This window comes from Spirosoma spitsbergense DSM 19989, from assembly GCF_000374085.1.
Lineage (GTDB): Bacteria > Bacteroidota > Bacteroidia > Cytophagales > Spirosomataceae > Spirosoma > Spirosoma spitsbergense.
The window spans coordinates 1-16,964 of record NZ_KB893402.1; the positions used below are offsets into that span (position 1 = coordinate 1).

A 16,964-nucleotide genomic window follows, 5' to 3' on the forward strand; every position below is an offset into this window, starting at 1 on the left:
ACTGATCATCGCCTTGGTGGGCCGTTACCCCCCCAACTAGCTAATCAGACGCAAGCCCCTCTTCTACCCATAAATGTTTACCAGAATAATCAGGTGATTCCTCTGGACCGTGCGGGTTTACCCCAGCTTTCGCCGGGCTATCCCCCAGTAGAAGGCAGGTTGCTTACGCGTTACGCACCCGTTTGCCACTAAGCATTGCTGCTCCGTTCGACTTGCATGTATTAGGCCTGCCGCTAGCGTTCATCCTGAGCCAGGATCAAACTCTCCATCGTAAATAATTGTGTAGCTAGTAAACCAGCTACTATGTTGTTCAACCGGTGATCGAAATCACAAAGTCGCGTTTTTTGTTGTGCTGTCCGTTTGTCAAAGAACTTTTCGTCTGGCCCATTGGCCGAAACGAAGTGAGAAAAGGAAACCGTTGTTTCGTTGTTCTCTTTGTGTTTGGGAGTGCAAAGGTACGCTTTGTTTCCCGTTTGTCAAGTAAAATCTGAAATTTATTTTTAGTGTTGTTTTTCAGATTTTGTCACCTAAGTGATTGACAGTCAAACTGTTGTTTGGTTATCAGCCCCGCTTCATTCGATTTGGGATTGCAAAGGTACGCTTTGTTTTTCGAATGTCAAGTAAAGCTGAAGATTTATTTTTGGTACTGATCCTCAGCGAGTTACTCTCAACTCGTTGATAGTCAAGCTGTTGCTCATCTATCGTGCCCCGTTTCTTTCGATTTGGGAGTGCAAAGGTAGCCAGTCCAGCACCCTTTGTCAAGCCCCGACCGGAAAATAGTTTTTACCCCGCCAAAGATTATTTGGTAAGTGGCCTGTTGTCAGCCACTTACCACAACAAAAAAAACTAAACTTTTTTCAGCAGATGGTTCTTCTTTCCTTTCGATACGAGCACATACCTCTCCTGAAGCCATTCCAGATCCGCTGAAGAAGCTGGATCAGCCACTTTTATCTTGTTAATGCTGACTGCATTTTGGGTAATTGCCCGACGAGCTTCTCCCTTAGATGCATACACTTCTCCCCTACTGGCCACCGAAAGGAGGTCCGTTATATCTTTACTATTGGCTAATTCCTCCCGGGAAATCTCCGTTTGCGGTACACCTTCGAAAATAATATCAAACTCATCGGCCTGAATGGACCGCAGGGTTTCCAACGTTGCTTTGCCAAATAGTACTTCGGATGCCTTAACGGCTAGCTCGTAGCCCGCCTGTGTATGAACGCGGGTGGTCACTTCTCTGGCAATGGCTTTCTGTAAAATACGCAGGTGGGGTGCTTCTGCATGCTGACTCTCCAGTTCTTCGATCTCTTCGCGGGGCAGTAGTGTAAAGACCCGAATCAGGCGGGGACAATCGACATCGGTCGCATTGAGCCAGAATTGATAAAATTGGTAGGGCGACGTCATAGTTGGGTCGAGCCAGACGTTACCAGTTTCCGATTTACCAAACTTGGTGCCATCTGCTTTGGTAACGAGGGGGGTTGTGAGGGCGAACGCCAGATGGTCTTCCTGACTGGCACTCTCACCGGCTTCCTTTCGCCGTATTAGTTCGGTACCCGTCGTGATATTTCCCCATTGATCGGACCCTCCCATTTGTAGGCGAACACCTTTATTCTTGTAAAGCCAGTAAAAATCGTAGCCCTGTAATAATTGGTACGAGAATTCAGTGAATGAAATCCCGGTTTCAAGCCGCTTTTTTACTGAATCCTTCGCCATCATATAATTGACGGTAATGTGCTTACCCGCTTCACGGAGAAAGCCCAGGAATGAGATTTCCTTGAACCAGTCGTAGTTGTTGACCATTTCGGCGGAGTTGTCACCACGGCTGAAATCGAGAAACCGGCTTAATTGCTGGCGAATCCCCTCCTGGTTGCGTCGGAGTGTTTCTTCAGACAGAAATTCCCGTTCGGCAGCTTTACCGGATGGATCACCAATCATTCCGGTGGCTCCCCCTACTAACGCAAACGGTTTATGACCTGCCCGCTGTAGGTGAACCAGCAACATGATAGTGGCCAGGTTACCTATATGAAGCGACGCTGCTGTTGGGTCAAACCCAATGTAGCCTGCTGTCATTTCTTTCTGTAGTTGCTCTTCGGTGCCGGGGGTCATGTCATTCAACATACCACGCCAGCGGAGTTCTTCAATAAAATTCATACGTAGTGAAGGAGCTAAATCGGGCCGCCGAAGCGGAGTGTAAATCCGATTGGCTACACTCCGCTTCGGCGGTCCGATTTAGCTCACTTTAGAAGTTGCAAAATTAGTGGTTTATGGCAAAAGCAGTGATGAGTCGCCGTAACTCAGAAAACGATAATTATGGTCCAGAGCTTCTGCGTAAACCCGTTTCCAGTCATCGCCCAGTAAAGCAGCAATCAACAGAATCAGCGTTGAACCGGGTTGATGAAAGTTAGTAACAATACCTTTACACAGCTTAAATTGATAACCGGGCGTGATGTAAATACCTGTGCTTACTACCAGCGAATCTTTTTTAGTAGCCAGCAAGTAATCCCAAACAGCCGTTATCGACTCCTTAACCGCTGGCTGCCTATCCAGCGGACATTGATAAGCGTAATGCTGGTTCAAATAAAACGGATCGGCTTCCTTATATATCAGTTTAACGCCTATCCAATACAGGCTCTCCAGTGCCCGCATGGATGTTGTTCCCACTGGTATAAGCCTATCCAGGTGATTGAGCAGGTTTTGCAGGTTCGTCTGTGTATAAACGACCTGCTCAGTGTGCATCTCATGCTGCCGAACATCGCTTGCCTTTATGGGTTGAAACGTACCGGCCCCTACGTGCAACGTTAGATAGTCGTACGCTATGCCGCGCTTGTCCAGTGTATCGAATACGGCAGGGGTAAAATGCAAACCGGCAGTAGGCGCAGCTACAGCGCCCTCCTGGGTTGAATAAACAGTCTGGTAACTTTCCTTGTCGGCATCGGTCGCATCCCGTTTGAGATAGGGCGGCAACGGGATTTCACCGGCATACTGAATTAGCTGCGCAAACGTCAGGTCGGCCGGTTGCCAGCTTAATTGAACGACTGATTTGTCATAATCATACCAGGTAGCCGAGAGTAAAACCTCCCCCCTGGCCATTGATAATGCCACCTGCAACACCTCTCCGGGTTTCCACCGTTTACGATTACCAATCATTCCCTGCCAGATGGCCGAACCAGTGGATTCCATTGCCTGGCTCACAGGCAGGTCATTTGGAAAGGGATTCAATAGAAACAGTTCAATTACGGCTCCGGTCGATTTAGTAAAATGCAACCTCGCCGGAATAACCTTCGTATTATTAAATACCAGAAAACTGGCTGGATCAAGAAAATCAGAGAGGCTCCGAAACTGCTCATGACGAATCAATCCGTTCTGATAGATAAGCAGTTTTGAGGCATCCCGCTGAGCCAATGGGTATCGGGCAATCCGTTCGTCGGGCAGATTATACTGAAACTCACTCAGTAATAATTCGTCTGTTCTATGCATCTTCACTGGGTTTCTGAAGCAAACGAATGGGTAGAGAAACCAGGACAGCAATAAAAATAGCTGTCGTAACGGGCAGTAACCAGGCGTAATCGTATGGCTGCATACTCCGGTCACCCCGATTGAGTGATGACAGTACAAATAGCCCAAGCGCCAGCACAGTATTCACGGCGGATGCAAGTGCGCTAAACCAATTAGCAATAATCTCGTTTAATTCCGAACGATGCGCAACCCAACGTTCCTGAACGAACGAAGGGAGGCTATCCACTGGAACACGCACGAACAGTTTTGCAACCGCTCTCAGCAGCGTATTATTAATGATAAAAATAGCCGTTGCCAGATAGAATATCAGTTCACGACTAATTGTTTGTGTCGGACGATTCACTTCATCGAACCGAACCGCTACCGATTCTGGATAGGAGATATAACTACTAAAGAGCGATAATAAAAATCCGAGAATTGATATGATGCGCCATACGCGGACAAAAAAAGTACCTGTTTTCATTAATGCGATAAGCGAATAAGTGCCCCCGAGAGACCAGCGCAGGGTTGTTCTCGCCGGGGAGTCAGTTTCACTTTGTAAGAATTACTTTCTGATTTTTAAATCAGGGCGCAAAGGTACGGCCCGATTGATAGAAATCCGTTAGCTTAGCCAATTGTTGAGCATTTTGGTTTTAAAACACGATGAAGATTTACACAAAAACGGGGGATAAAGGGCAAACGGCACTCATCGGCGGAAGGAGAGTCAGCAAGGCCGATCTACGCATTGATACGTATGGAACGGTCGATGAACTGAATGCCTGGGTTGGCCTGGTACGCGACCAGCCGGTGAATGCGGGACGCAGAAACTTGCTGAAAGAAATTCAGGACCGGCTCTTTACGATTGGGTCTGAATTAGCCACCGACCCCGGAAAAACGATAAAAAGAGCACTCCCTGCGATTAAGCCGGAAGATGTATTCCTGCTCGAACAGGCAATGGATACAATGGACGCTGCCTTACCTGAACTTCAGGCCTTTGTGTTGCCTGGTGGCCATCAATCCGTATCCTTCTGTCACCTGGCCCGAACGGTTTGTCGACGGGCCGAGCGCCTGGTTATTTCGTTGAATAACCAGGCGCCCGTAGATGAACTGGTAATCCAGTACCTTAACCGGCTTTCCGACTACCTGTTTGTACTCAGCAGAATGATGGCGCAGGAACTAACGGCTGAGGAGGTAATCTGGGAGCCAAGAGTATAATCTCGAAAAAAAGTTGTCAAGACAACTAAACTTACTCATTCTTATTTTTTAGCTTTGTCCCAGCCTGTTATTCCACGGGCTGACTCATTAAATTATAAGCTGTTATGACGACGGACGCATTGCAAATTGAACTGCGGAAAGCGGAACGCTCCCGCCTTCAGGAGGTGGATTTTAATCATCTGCCTTTCGGAAAACATTTCTCAGACCACATGTTTGTGGCCGATTTCGTAGATGGCGAATGGCAGAATCAGATGGTTATGCCGTTCCAAGACTTTACCTTCAGCCCTGCCCTATCGTCACTACACTACGGCCAGTCTATTTTTGAAGGCATGAAAGCTTACAAAAATGAAGCGGGTGAGGTATTGCTGTTTCGCCCGCAGGCTAACTTTGAGCGGATGAACGAGTCAGCGCGCCGTATGTGCATGGCTACGTTGCCGGAAGAGGTATTTATGGGTGGGCTGGATGCGCTGCTGCGCGTGGATGCCGACTGGGTGCCCAGTACACCCGATAGTTCCCTGTACATTCGCCCTTATATGTTCGCTACAGATACATTCCTGGGTGTGGCTCCCTCCAAGACATACCGGTTTTGTATTTTCACCTGCCCGGTCGGTGCCTATTATACCAACCCGCCTAAACTGAAAGTAGAAACCGAGTATATCCGCTCAGCTCCGGGAGGGGTAGGATACGCTAAATGTGCGGGCAATTACGGAGGCTCCCTCTACCCTACGCTATTGGCGCAACAACAGGGCTACGACCAGCTCATCTGGACGGATGCCATCGAACATAAATACATAGAAGAGTCGGGGACAATGAACATTCTGTTCGTTATTGACGGTAAATTAGTAACTCCTGCCACGTCCGACTCCATACTGAAAGGCGTTACCCGTGATTCAATCTTAACAGTTGCCCGCAGTTGGGGGATGGAGGTTGAAGAGCGGAAGGTTTCTATCGAAGAAATTATAAATGGTATAGAAACAGGTCGGGTAACCGAAGCCTTCGGTGCCGGAACGGCGGTTGGCTCATCGCCCTACTCGCTCATCGGGTATGAGGGAAAAGATTATATGCTGCCTGAATTTGCCCCTGAAGAGTCGGTTGCGGTTCGGGTCAGGCATTATTTGAGCGACTTGCGTACTGGTAAGATTGCCGATGAGTTTGGCTGGATGTACACCGTATAGCATTACATCAATAGTTGCTACAATCGAAATCCCCGACTTTTGAGCCGGGAATTTCGATTGTAGCGCTCAGGCTACTTTTTTCTTGCGCTTCGCGGCATTGCCCCTAAAACAACTCGCGGGCAATTTTCATAACGTTGTCGGCTTTACCCATTGTGTAAAAGTGCAGTACCGGTGCACCTTATGGGTGGAATTACTTCGATGGAGAAAATAGCTTTGCCATTTACGGCCTTGATATGATCGGTAATCTTGGTAATTACTCAGATAATACGGACGGAACAGCCGCCAAAGTTAACGTGAAAACACGACCAGTCGCAGGTAGATTCCATTGGCCTGCCCGGTACTCCAGGGTTGTACATCCAGCCGACGGCCCAACTCCGTCCTGTTTTTCACTTCGTGCAGTTTCGGTATCCCCCAACCCACCAGCGAGCCGAACGCGGCTCCTGCCAGCAAATCCGTAGGGTAATGCTTCCCGGCTTCGTAGCGCAGCACCGCCGTAGCCGTGGCCAGCCCCAGCGAACCGACCCAAACGAAGGGCTTTAGTTTTGATTGCGGGAAATAGTGCCGGAACACTTCCCCCGTGAAAACCGCCGTAGCAAACGCATTGGCAGAATGGCCCGAAAAAAACGATTGCCGGGCGTCAAGTTCCAGTTTGTCTGCTAATGGAGCATCCACATCATACACAAACGGACGGGTTCGGTGCGTCAGTCCTTTAACGATGCCGCCCACGCCATTCACCAGCAATGCCGTTTCGATATACATAACCGCTACCGTCTTTATATCCTGTCGCATCGGTTTGGTGGCGAGTGTCAGTACACCCAGAACACCGCCATTACCCAACAGGGTTACGGTACTCAATTTGTCGGCCGAAGTCGAATAATGAAAGGCTGCGTTCCGGTCAAATGAATTGATATCAGCCCGATTGAGCACAGCTACCTGTGACGGGGTAAGCGGGTCGACGGATTTCTGTACGATCTGCGACGCGCCCAGCGAAGCAGCCCCAATCCCCAGCCAGGTCAGTTCCCGACCCGTCTTCAGTTCATAAGGCGACTGGGCGAAATTTGGGTGAATGGATAATATAAAATGGATAATGAATAATGAGCAAATTCTCACGTTCCACTTTCCGGCATTTAACCCCTTTACCGCTCTTTTGCTCATCACTTATCAATCATTTTACATTGTTCATTACTCATTATTCATTCCAGATTTACACCACCCGAACCACGTCCGGCTCGTCGGTGAGGTAAACGAGGTACCCCTCCACTTCATGATACCCCATTTCCCGGTACAGGTTGTTGAAATACTTTAACGAGTCCGATGCATCAGCCATCGGTGGAAACACTGGAACGGCTAATGGAACCGACTCGTACTGCACCAAAACGATGTTTCCTTCCGGGTAATGCACCACGCGATGAGGGGCACCGTGTATACGTTTTCGACTGAGGATACTACGGTCGGTATCAATCCGAAGTGCGGGGTCGAACAGGGGCAACAGCGTCGGGTGCTGCACGATGGACAGCAGTCGTTGTTTTAGCTCAGCCCATTCCACCTTTCGCACCAATCCTTCGCTCACCAGTTGCTGCAACACCCGGTCGATGCAGCCGGGGCCTTTCATTAAACTCAGCGCTGCCATCAATTTTCGGTCCCGTTCGCGGGTACGCTCAAACGTCGCTACGTCGAACATCCGGTCGGCCTGTCGGCGTAGTTGCAGGTCCTGCCCCCGGCTGCCACTCACTATATCGTCCAGGATAATTTCATCCGGCGTATCGTCCATTTTACGGTGCGTGAACGAGTCGGCACACAGGCTTATCTCGTAACTCAGGCGTCCATTCTCCCAGGCGCAACCGCAGTTTCGAGCCACCTCACTATCCCGCAGGAAGGCGTGCAGCCAGTAGCTGACGTCTTTCTGATTCCCTGGTTTTTCGAATTCAGATGCCCTGGCAATGATGTATAATCGGTCAGATGGGCGGGTAAAGGCCACATACAGCAGGTTCATGTTTTCGATGAAGGTACGGGTCAGTTCCTCTTCGTACTGGACTGATATAGCGGCTGGTGCTTTGCGCAGGCTGCTTGTTGTATTGGCAGGGGCCGACAAAAGCCGGGTCAGTTTCCCCGTGCTGTTTTCGTGCGAGAGCAGATCCGTACGAATATCGCTGAGATCGAGCCAGATGGTACTGTCGTTAATTGGTTCTACACGCCAGTTGGCAAAGGGAATGATGACCACCGGAAACTCCAGTCCCTTCGATTTGTGAATCGTCTGGATATTAACGGCGTTGCGGGCACTTCCTTCCACCGAAATCTTTTCCCGAACACCATCCCAATACACCAGAAAATCACTCAGATGACCACTTCGTTTCTGGTTGAATGTCAGTACTTCATCGAGAAACCGGAACAGAAACGGGTTGTGTTCAGCCTGATTAAACAAACCAAACTGGGCCGTCAGCCGCTCGGCCAACTCATAGGGATTCAGTTGACCCAGTTCGTACGGATTAAGCGGATAGCCTGCTTCCGTCAGGTGACGGTAGGTGTCCAGCACATCGCCCTCCGCCACAGCCCGTAGTTTTGAGGTCAGTGCTTCATCCGGGAAAACACCTTTCACCACCCGGTAAAACAGGTATAGCAGTTCATAGCGGAGCAGTTGAAGGTCGGGCCGCTGGAGCAGCCGCATGAGGGTAACGAGCCATTTGACCGGGTCGGAAAACTCCAGCGACAGCGAGTCGGCCGACACCAGCGGAATCCCCAACGCATTCAGTTCATTGGCTAATATGCGGGCGTGGGATTTCTTGCGGCACAAAATGGCTACATCACCGTAGCGATAGCCATCGGCGATGGCTTTATTCAGATGAGCAATGGTTGTTTCGAGCATCCGGGCCGTCAGATCTTTGTCGGCCTCTTCGTCTTTGGCTACGAAGTCGATCTGCACATGCCCTGCCACATTTGTTTTAGGCTGCGTCTTCTGATGAAACTGCTGTTGGGCATCGAACACATCGGCCAGTTTAGGGTGGTCGGCTTCAAACTTCCGGGCGGTAAAATCGAAGAACGTGTTGTTAAACCGGATGATGGGTTCTGCACTTCGCCAGTTGGTATCCAGCAACTCCGGTTTCAGGTGCCCATCCAGCATATCGATGCGGTCAGCCGTCCAGGAACCGGGGCTGTGCGTTCCTTTCAGCGTTTCAAGGTCCTGCCTGTGCAGGGACACAATCTGATCCATATCACCCCCCCGGAACCGGTAAATCGCCTGCTTGCCATCGCCCACCGCCAGGTTAAAATGAGCGCCACCCAGGGAGTTCTCGATGAGGGGTAACAGGTTGGCAAATTGTAGCCGTGAGGTATCCTGAAACTCGTCGATCAGGATGTGATTATATTTGGTTCCCAACCGCTCATACAAAAACGGCACCGGTTCTGAGGCTACGATAGCCAGAATTTTTTTGTTGAATTCCGAGATATGGACCCGACCATCCTTACGAAGCAGGTCGTCAAATTCCAGCCGTATCTGCTTGAGCAGGGCTAATTTCTGGAGGTGTGGTAACAGGCAGTTAAACAGCACAACCTGGCGACTGCTCTCCCCCCGGATGACTTCGATCTGGTCCAGGCAGTTACCCAGTTCATCAGTCATGCTATCGATAAGGGACTGCACAGGAAGGGGCGTTTTTTTCGTATACCATTCCCCTTTGTTCAGGGCGTTATAGACCCGTGTACCGGCTTCTTTGGCAGCGTTCCCTTGCGCAATACTTTTCAGGTAGCCCCCTACCCCACTGGCTCCGTAACTAAAGTCTGTTTCGTCCAGACCAGCATCGGCAATCAGTTTCCAGGCCCGCTTCCCCTGGTCAACGATGGTTGTTTCGATCCTTCGGTTATGTTCCATCAACTGCAACCGGATAGCGCGCAAATCCTGGGGAGAGAGTTCTTGGGCAGCATTGACAGCCTCATAAAACTGATCGGAGGTTAAGTTTCGACCAAACTCTTTGAGCAGTTCGGGCAGCTGCGTCCAGCTTTTCCCTTCGCTGGCCACGTGGTTGTAGTATTCACTCAAAATGGTCGTAATCTCTCCCATTTCGTCAGTACCGGCTTTCTCAATCAGGTTGTCGATGGCCAGTTCGAGCACCTCGTCGGTTTCCAGCTCCACCTCGAAGGAATACGGCAATCCAAGTTCATCAGTGAACGCCATCACCACCCGCTGCGTGAACGAGTCGATGGTGGTTACGCTGAAATCGGCGTAGCGGTGCAGGATGGTCTTAAAAACGGATTCGGCTTTACGCTGCAGTTCCGCTTTCCGGGCATCAAACAGGGCATCCCCGGGTGTTACGTCGTAAAGCTCCAGAAGCAGGTCGTTCAGCAAGGCACTTTCTTCCCGGTTAGCCAGTTCGGACAGCTTTTCCAGAATCCGGTTCTTCATCTCGTTGGCCGCTGCATTGGTGAACGTAACGGCCAGAATATGCTGAAAATAATCGTCCTTCCTACCCTTGCCCGGCCCCAGAGCCAGTTTCAGGTATTCTTTCGTGAGCGTGTAGGTTTTACCCGACCCCGCCGAAGAACTGTATATTTTGAACATGGATATTTTTAGTAATAGGCGTTGGGAGCGAGGAGTTGCTATCGCTCCCAACACCTACTGCTTTTTAAAAATTATACCGTAACCCTAGGCCTGAGTTCAGACTGAGAAAAAACGGTGCCTGTAATAACTCGACATACCCGCCGGTTTCCAGGAAGAACGAATACGGTTTACCCACCGGAAATACTTCCAGACCGGCAACCGCCGATCCACCAATGGACAGGGCATTTTCGTAATCGCCATTGAGCCGGGGGGGATAATACCGGCGATTATTAATCTGGCCACCAAAGCCGTAATAGCCCCGAATACTTTCGCTTTTGGTCAGCGCTTTGTGCCATAAATAATGGCCCTGAATGGTTAGTCCCACGCTTTTATATTCACCGACCCGGTAACTGCGCTTCGTCCCGTACAGACCTCCATAGGTGCCAATATTCAGGTCGAACGCGTGATTGGTACCAAAGTATTTTCGCACGTTAATACCCGACGGTTCACCAAGGCGGAAACCAATTGACCAGTTATTATACTGGGCAACAGCCGTGGTCGTGAATTCGAAACAGGCCAGCACAGCCAGAGACGCAATCAGAAACAGTTTTCTCATAGGACAAATTTAGATTCTTCCCGCCAAAGTACGCTGGTTTAGCTAATCAAACGCCACAGCCTGGGAAAATCAGGCATTGGAAACCAGCTCGGGCTTTGTAGCCTCTTTGCCCGTTCCGAGGGGTAAGTCAGTCGTTATCGGTGCGTTGTTGATGTGTCTGAGTACCGTTAGCAGACGCTCATTCTCTGCGCGGGTTCCTACCGAAATACGCAGACAGCCAGCACACAAAGTCACCTTCGACCGGTCGCGGACAATGACCTGCTGTTCAATCAGGTGCTCAAAAACAGTTTTCGCATCTGAAGCTATATCATCCCCATCCTTTCCAAACTGAACGAGCAGAAAATTGGCATCGGACGGATGAACAACCTGAACGCCGGGTAGTGTCCGCAGGTTTTCTGCCAGATACTGCCGTTCGGCCAGAATCTGACACACCATGTCGCTCTTCTCCGCTTCGTGGTTGAGGGCTTCCAGCGCCAGTGCCTGGGTAGGTGCCGAAATGTTGTACGGTGGTTTTATTTTATTGAGAATCTGAATCAACTCCACCGAAGCAAAACACATACCCAGTCGCAGGCCTGCCAGCCCCCATGCTTTGGAGAACGTTTGCAGCACGACCAGATTTGGATAATCAGCCAGTTTTCCCGTCCAGGAAGGGGTGTCCGCAAAGTCGATATAGGCTTCGTCCACAATGACCAGCGAATGCGTAGCCGCTTCTAGAATCGTCTGAATGGCACTGGCCTGAAGCAGATTCCCCGACGGATTGTTGGGTGAACATAACCAGATGAGCTTAGTACCTTCAGTGATAGCGGCCAGTACAACATCCGTATCCACCTGAAAATCAGTCGTAAGGGGCACTTTAACAACGGGTACGTCATTCACGGCCGCCGATACTTCGTACATACCGTAGGTGGGTGGCATGATTAAGATATTATCAAAACCCGGCTTGCAGGTAGCCCGAACGAGCAAGTCGATGGGTTCGTCGGAGCCGTTGCCCAGGAAAATCTGTTCAGGTCGAACACCCTTTATCGGAGCCAGTTTCTGTTTTATAGCCCACTGATGTGGGTCGGGATAGCGGTTGTATTGATCCGCGCCATTAGGGTCCGCCGAACCAAATGGGTTTTCATTGGCGTCCAGGAATACGCCTTCCTTGCCAGTGTATTCATCCCGGGCGGAGGAGTAAGGCGTCAGAGACTGAATGTGAGAACGGAGGATGTTATTCAACTGAAACATAAAAGTGTATCGCTAAAACAGTTAACGGGCAAAGAATCGATCATCGAACTGCAACGGTTCGTAATCAAGTAGTTTAACAGATTGAAACGCCGGGTGATTTGGATTGATCAAAAAATTGTACTCAGCTTTTACGATGGCCGATGGCACTTTTAATGCGACTGATTTTTGACTACTAAGCCACAAATCTCCCATCGACTGTGTCTGATTATACTGATTTCTCCAGGTAAGGGTCAATCCTTCCTGATCAACAACGCCAATAAATAATTCGTCCGGAATGTATAGGGCAATAACCGAATAATCGTCGACCGGTTTGCTACGGGAAATATGAATAAGCACTTCTAGAATAGCCAGCGAGCGGCTTGCTGCGGTGTAGAGCATGTAATTTCCAGCCGTATTCCATCGCCCTCCAGCCAGATAAGCCCCGGTACCGACAATATCCTGCTGATATATTTTTTTGGAAACCCGAAATACTTCCATCAGGCCAGTACGCCAAAAGCGATCCGGGTGAGTTCATCCTTCACGGCCTGAGCGCCCGTGTTCGATGTTAGCAAAGCTATTGGCCTGTCGCCCAACGGCAAACTTGGTGTGTGAAGCCATGCATTAAAATAGTCTTTGCCAAGCACGTGCTCTCCCCATTCAAAAAGTGAAGCCAGCGTTACGAGCCGGTCAGCAACGGTTTCGCTTAGCGTATCGGTGTCCTTATATCGTTGTAGGTTACGGGGTGTTACAGGCAGTAGACTGATGATTTCTTTTTCATCAACACCCAATGAGTCGGCCAAGCGTTTAATGGTTTGTTTTGGCAAACCATGACTAACCAGATGGGCTAAATCGGCCCCAGTTTGTACGCCTTCCTGAACCGGAACGTATTGTTGGCCGCCCAACCGCTGATACACTTTCGCTGGTGTCATGTAGGTTTCTGGAATTATTTCCTCAAAAATACGGACATTTTTCGTAATGCCCAATTTAATCAGGCGTTGGCCGCCAACGGAACGCTCGCTCATCCACGGCCCGCATTGTGCAGAGTACACCATTCAGGTGGTCGTATTCGTGCTGAATCAGTTCGGACAGGTTCCAGTCTGTAATGGTCCAGGTCTGCGGCTGCCAGTGTTCATCCCGGTAGGTCAGCGTTAGGTGGCAATGTCGGCGAACACGTACCAACAGATTCGGAAAACTCATGCAATCGTCCCAGAGTTCGTCCGTTTCGTCGCTCACCGTTACCAGTTCGGGATTGATGATAACCATTGGCTTATCGACGTTCAGGTAAATGAACCGTTTCATGATACCGAGTTGAGGAGCGGCAATACCCCGGCCAAACTGGTACTTCGCCCGAATTTCTTCCATCACCGTGTGCAGGTCGGCCACCCAGCCCGGCACCAGTAATAACTCCGATTCCAGCACGGGTTCGCAGGTTTGGTACAGGCGGGGGTCACCTAAAAGAAGTAGATCGTCGAGGTGTTTCATGAACGGATAATGTCGGCCGGTAGGATGACCAGAAGCTAAAACTCTATAGTATAACCCTGTTTCAGAAATCAGAGAAACCGTTGCTCGGTTATAGGTACGATTAACGTTGATCACTGAGGCGTTTGCGGGTTAATTACATTATACCCCTCAAACCGGAAAAGCCACAAAAATGAACACCCACTTCCTCATAAATCTACAGGTAAGAGTTGTGAGCAGAATCTGATAAGCACTTTCCAGCCATTCTTTGTCAGGTACAACAATGATCGATACAAGCCTCAGGCTGGATTTGCTACGGTCAAACTCGCCAGTCGTATACTGACAGCCCGCTTATGCGCTTCGAGTGATTCGGCTTCCGCCATTGCTTCCACTACCGGTCCAAGCCGCTGTAAGCCTTCAGGTGTGATATGTTGCACCGTAATTTTCTTAACGAAACTATCGAGTGACACGCCACTATACGATCGGGCAAATCCGTTTGTCGGCAACGTGTGGTTGGTTCCCGATGCGTAATCACCCGCCGATTCGGGGGTGTAGTTACCCAGGAAAATAGACCCGGCATTGATAATTTTGTCCGCTACTGCTTCGGCGTTTTCAACACTCAGAATGAGGTGTTCAGCCGCGTAGGCATTCAGCAGATCGATGGCATCCTGCTGACTATCAACGAGTATCATCTTACTATTTCCGAGTGCTTTTTCCGCCATAGATGACCGGGGCAACCGGCCCAGTTGAGTAGACAGCGTCAGGTTGACGCAGTTGAGCAGCTTCTTACTGGTCGAAACCAGCAATACCTGACTATCAGCACCGTGTTCCGCCTGCGAGAGCAAATCGGCCGCTACGAAAGCGGGAATCGCCGAGTCATCTGCATAGACAGCTACCTCGCTCGGACCGGCGGGCATATCGATGGCTATCCCTTCTTTGGCCACCAGCATTTTAGCCGCTGTGACATACTGGTTTCCCGGCCCAAATAGTTTGTACACCTGTGACACCGACTCCGTTCCGTAGGCCATAGCGGCTATGGCCTGGGCACCCCCAATGCGAAAAACGCTCGTTACGCCCACCAGACGGGCGGCAAAATAGATGGCAGGATTATTACTGGGCGTACACAATACCACCTCCCGGCAACCGGCCAGTTGCGCCGGAACACCCAGCATTAACACGGTGCTAAACAGCGGAGCCGTACCACCGGGAATGTACAGGCCCACTTTTTCAATACCGACGCTTTTGCGCCAGCAGGTTACGCCCGGCATCGTTTCAATTTTCTCGACAGCCTGTTTCTGGCGTTCGTGAAAAAGCCGAATGTTCTGGTAGGCCTGCCGGATAGCCGCTTTCAGCTCGGGGCTGAGCTGCGCTTCGGCAGCATCCAGTTCGTCGGCACCAACAACTAATTGGCTGGCGGTTAAGTCAATTTTATCGAACTTTTTAGCCAGCTCGAGCAAGGCAGCATCGCCCCCGGTGCGTACCTGCGCCAAAATGGGCGCAACAGCCGCTTCAATTTGCTGTGTCGACTGCACAGGACGGGCCAGCAAAGCAGGCCACTCGGCGCGGTCAGGAAATGGAATGATATTCATAGTAGTGAGTCGATGAGTCAGTCAGTCGGTGAGTGGCTGACGCCTGTGTTATTATCACGTCAGCCACTCACCGACTGACTGACTCATCAACGATCGACTGTCAATAGATCATTTTTTCAATGGGGATAACCAGAATACCTTCCGCACCAGCGGCCCGGATGGCTTCAATGTTTTCCCAAAACTCATTCTCGTTCAATACCGAGTATACCGAACTCCAGCCTTCGGTTGCCAGTGGCGTAACCGTGGGGCTTTTCATGCCGGGCAGCAACGCCACAATCTTATCCAGGGCATGGTTAGGAGCGTTGAGCACAATGTATTTATTGTTCTTGGCGGCCTGCACCGATTTGATTCGGAACAGCAGTTTGTCTACCAATACCTGCTTATCCGGGGCCAGTTCTGAAGGAGCAATGAGGATGGCTTCGGAACGAAAGATCGTTTCTACTTCCTGTAATCCATTGCTCATCAGCGTGCTACCCGAGCTAACGATGTCACACACGGCCTCGGCCAGCCCAATGCTGGGAGCAATCTCCACCGAGCCACTAATTTCGTGAATGTTGGCCTGAACCCCCTGCCCGGCCAGGTAATTACCCAGTAGATTTGGGTAGGATGTGGCAATATTTTTCCCATTCAGGCTTTCGACTCCCGTCCACTCGTTACCCCGCGGAATGGCAATAGACAGGCGGCATTTGGAGAAGCCAAGTTTATGTATCGTTTGTACGGGGCGGCCTGTTTCTACCGCAACGTTCTCGCCAACGATACCCAGATCGGCCACACCATCTTCCACGTAACCGGGAATATCGTCGTCGCGCAGAAACAGGAATTCGGCGGGAAAATTAGAGGATACGGATTTGAGTTTGCCGGTTCCGTAATCGAAGCGGATACCACACTCTTTGAAAAGCTGGTACGAATCTTCGCTCAGTCGACCGGACTTCTGCAGGGCAATACGTAATACTGAAGACATTAATAGATGTATAATGTATGGTATAGGATGAATTGATTGTATCCTTACCAAATAGGAACTTGTGAAAACAAGGGCAAAAATAACCGAAAACGGGCAGAATACGACGGTAGAATCAGGTAATCCGTAGCCGCATTGACTTAGCAGACGCGATGGGAGCGTCGATGTCGAAGGTAGGTATGCGTAGCCCGTGGGGAAATCATGACATAAAGGTAACTGTAAAAAGAGAATTCCTATCGCTAAGGTCGCTCGAATCTTAATGCATAGTTTCCCCACTCCATAACAAGGAGTTGAGGAGTCAACGAAACGATTTTTGCGTATGAAGGGATGGTCGGATTCACGAACGGAATGCACTTAGGCTCTCCAAATTCAAAAAAGATGCGATTGTCTGTACGTGAATATCGCTCGGCGACATTACACCACCCTCCGGAAAACGGCCCACTGTCAGTTGAGTTCACAGTACCATTTTTCTGAAAATCTATTGTCGGATGTGCTCGCTGAACTGTGTCAGCGGGGTTTAGTCGAAGCGATGGGCTTGAATGCGTTCGTCAAAGATAATACTGAATTGGTTAATCAACTCCTTCCAGTTATAGGTTGTCGTCTCCCACTTGGTGTGTAGGTTTTGGATCGTCAAATAGACCAACTTTTGCAGGGCTACGTCTGAGCTAAAAGCGCCTTTCGTTTTAGTCACTTTACGCAACTGACGGTGGTAGCCTTCGACGGTATT

The 16,964-nt window shown here is 50.0% G+C and carries 14 protein-coding genes, 1 rRNA gene and 1 pseudogene; 2 read left to right on the forward strand and 14 right to left on the reverse strand.

Annotated elements, in window-relative coordinates; translation table 11 throughout:
• The 4 genes from B157_RS0103765 to B157_RS0103780 all read right to left on the reverse strand — a co-directional run.
• A 16S ribosomal RNA gene (locus tag B157_RS0103765) occupies positions 1-272 on the reverse strand; the annotation flags it as partial.
• A gap of 574 nt (positions 273-846) precedes the next feature.
• A complete protein-coding gene (gene tyrS, locus B157_RS0103770) occupies positions 847-2,148 on the reverse strand; it encodes a tyrosine--tRNA ligase (protein WP_020602046.1) in 1,302 nt (433 codons plus the stop codon).
• Positions 2,149-2,259: 111 nt separating this feature from the next.
• Entirely contained in the window at positions 2,260-3,474 is a 1,215-nt protein-coding gene (locus B157_RS0103775; protein WP_020602047.1) for an S-adenosylmethionine:tRNA ribosyltransferase-isomerase, read from the reverse strand.
• On the reverse strand, positions 3,467-3,976 hold the full coding sequence (locus B157_RS0103780) for a hypothetical protein (protein WP_020602048.1): 510 nt from the start codon (positions 3,974-3,976) through the stop codon (positions 3,467-3,469). The genes B157_RS0103775 and B157_RS0103780 overlap by 8 nt, the downstream gene beginning before the upstream one ends.
• Positions 3,977-4,155: 179 nt before the next feature.
• Between B157_RS0103780 and B157_RS0103785 the strand changes: the two genes are divergently transcribed.
• Positions 4,156-4,707 (forward strand): cob(I)yrinic acid a,c-diamide adenosyltransferase, encoded by a 552-nt coding sequence (locus tag B157_RS0103785; RefSeq protein ID WP_020602049.1) that lies wholly within the window; start codon positions 4,156-4,158, stop codon positions 4,705-4,707.
• A gap of 104 nt (positions 4,708-4,811) precedes the next feature.
• Positions 4,812-5,882 carry a branched-chain amino acid aminotransferase gene (locus B157_RS0103790; RefSeq protein WP_020602050.1) on the forward strand — a complete coding sequence of 357 codons (1,071 nt, stop codon included), beginning with the start codon at positions 4,812-4,814 and terminating at the stop codon, positions 5,880-5,882.
• A 288-nt stretch (positions 5,883-6,170) separates the two neighbouring features.
• On the opposite strand, the gene B157_RS0103795 is transcribed toward B157_RS0103790, so the two are convergent.
• The 10 genes and pseudogenes from B157_RS0103795 to B157_RS39590 form a co-directional block, all read right to left on the reverse strand.
• On the reverse strand, positions 6,171-7,037 hold the full coding sequence (locus tag B157_RS0103795) for a phosphatase PAP2 family protein (protein ID WP_020602051.1): 867 nt from the start codon (positions 7,035-7,037) through the stop codon (positions 6,171-6,173).
• Positions 7,038-7,086: 49 nt separating this feature from the next.
• Entirely contained in the window at positions 7,087-10,431 is a 3,345-nt protein-coding gene (locus B157_RS0103800; RefSeq protein ID WP_020602052.1) for a UvrD-helicase domain-containing protein, read from the reverse strand.
• A 64-nt stretch (positions 10,432-10,495) separates the two neighbouring features.
• Positions 10,496-11,026, reverse strand: a complete 531-nt coding sequence (locus B157_RS0103805) for a hypothetical protein (protein WP_020602053.1) — start codon at positions 11,024-11,026, stop codon at positions 10,496-10,498.
• 69 nt (positions 11,027-11,095) lie between these two features.
• The gene (gene hisC, locus B157_RS0103810; RefSeq protein WP_020602054.1) at positions 11,096-12,253 is read right to left on the reverse strand and encodes a histidinol-phosphate transaminase; all 1,158 of its coding nucleotides are present in this window, start codon (positions 12,251-12,253) and stop codon (positions 11,096-11,098) included.
• Positions 12,254-12,274: 21 nt separating this feature from the next.
• Positions 12,275-12,730 carry an RES family NAD+ phosphorylase gene (locus B157_RS0103815; protein WP_020602055.1) on the reverse strand — a complete coding sequence of 152 codons (456 nt, stop codon included), beginning with the start codon at positions 12,728-12,730 and terminating at the stop codon, positions 12,275-12,277.
• On the reverse strand, positions 12,730-13,161 hold the full coding sequence (locus B157_RS0103820) for an antitoxin Xre-like helix-turn-helix domain-containing protein (protein ID WP_026308470.1): 432 nt from the start codon (positions 13,159-13,161) through the stop codon (positions 12,730-12,732). The genes B157_RS0103815 and B157_RS0103820 overlap by 1 nt, the downstream gene beginning before the upstream one ends.
• 55 nt (positions 13,162-13,216) lie before the next feature.
• Positions 13,217-13,714: a peptide deformylase gene (locus B157_RS0103825; RefSeq protein WP_020602057.1), complete on the reverse strand. Its 498-nt coding sequence runs from the start codon at positions 13,712-13,714 to the stop codon at positions 13,217-13,219.
• 275 nt (positions 13,715-13,989) lie between these two features.
• Entirely contained in the window at positions 13,990-15,279 is a 1,290-nt protein-coding gene (gene hisD, locus B157_RS0103830) for a histidinol dehydrogenase (RefSeq protein ID WP_020602058.1), read from the reverse strand.
• A 100-nt stretch (positions 15,280-15,379) separates the two neighbouring features.
• A complete protein-coding gene (hisG, locus tag B157_RS0103835) occupies positions 15,380-16,240 on the reverse strand; it encodes an ATP phosphoribosyltransferase (protein ID WP_020602059.1) in 861 nt (286 codons plus the stop codon).
• Between the two features lie 514 nt (positions 16,241-16,754).
• Positions 16,755-16,964 (reverse strand): annotated as a pseudogene (locus B157_RS39590) (IS256 family transposase); the annotation flags it as partial.

Excerpts from the sequence above, each read along its gene's own strand:
- B157_RS0103800 (WP_020602052.1), bottom strand. The coding sequence starts at position 10,431 with ATGTTCAAAATATACAGTTCTTCGGCGGGGTCGGGTAAAACCTACACG.
- hisC (WP_020602054.1), bottom strand. The coding sequence starts at position 12,253 with ATGTTTCAGTTGAATAACATCCTCCGTTCTCACATTCAGTCTCTGACG.
- hisD (WP_020602058.1), bottom strand. The coding sequence starts at position 15,279 with ATGAATATCATTCCATTTCCTGACCGCGCCGAGTGGCCTGCTTTGCTG.
- B157_RS0103825 (WP_020602057.1), bottom strand. The coding sequence starts at position 13,714 with ATGAAACACCTCGACGATCTACTTCTTTTAGGTGACCCCCGCCTGTAC.
- B157_RS0103785 (WP_020602049.1), top strand. The coding sequence starts at position 4,156 with ATGAAGATTTACACAAAAACGGGGGATAAAGGGCAAACGGCACTCATC.
- B157_RS0103820 (WP_026308470.1), bottom strand. The coding sequence starts at position 13,161 with ATGACACCAGCGAAAGTGTATCAGCGGTTGGGCGGCCAACAATACGTT.
- hisG (WP_020602059.1), bottom strand. The coding sequence starts at position 16,240 with ATGTCTTCAGTATTACGTATTGCCCTGCAGAAGTCCGGTCGACTGAGC.
- B157_RS0103775 (WP_020602047.1), bottom strand. The coding sequence starts at position 3,474 with ATGCATAGAACAGACGAATTATTACTGAGTGAGTTTCAGTATAATCTG.
- tyrS (WP_020602046.1), bottom strand. The coding sequence starts at position 2,148 with ATGAATTTTATTGAAGAACTCCGCTGGCGTGGTATGTTGAATGACATG.
- B157_RS0103780 (WP_020602048.1), bottom strand. The coding sequence starts at position 3,976 with ATGAAAACAGGTACTTTTTTTGTCCGCGTATGGCGCATCATATCAATT.
- B157_RS0103795 (WP_020602051.1), bottom strand. The coding sequence starts at position 7,037 with ATGAGCAAAAGAGCGGTAAAGGGGTTAAATGCCGGAAAGTGGAACGTG.
- B157_RS0103790 (WP_020602050.1), top strand. The coding sequence starts at position 4,812 with ATGACGACGGACGCATTGCAAATTGAACTGCGGAAAGCGGAACGCTCC.
- B157_RS0103805 (WP_020602053.1), bottom strand. The coding sequence starts at position 11,026 with ATGAGAAAACTGTTTCTGATTGCGTCTCTGGCTGTGCTGGCCTGTTTC.
- B157_RS0103815 (WP_020602055.1), bottom strand. The coding sequence starts at position 12,730 with ATGGAAGTATTTCGGGTTTCCAAAAAAATATATCAGCAGGATATTGTC.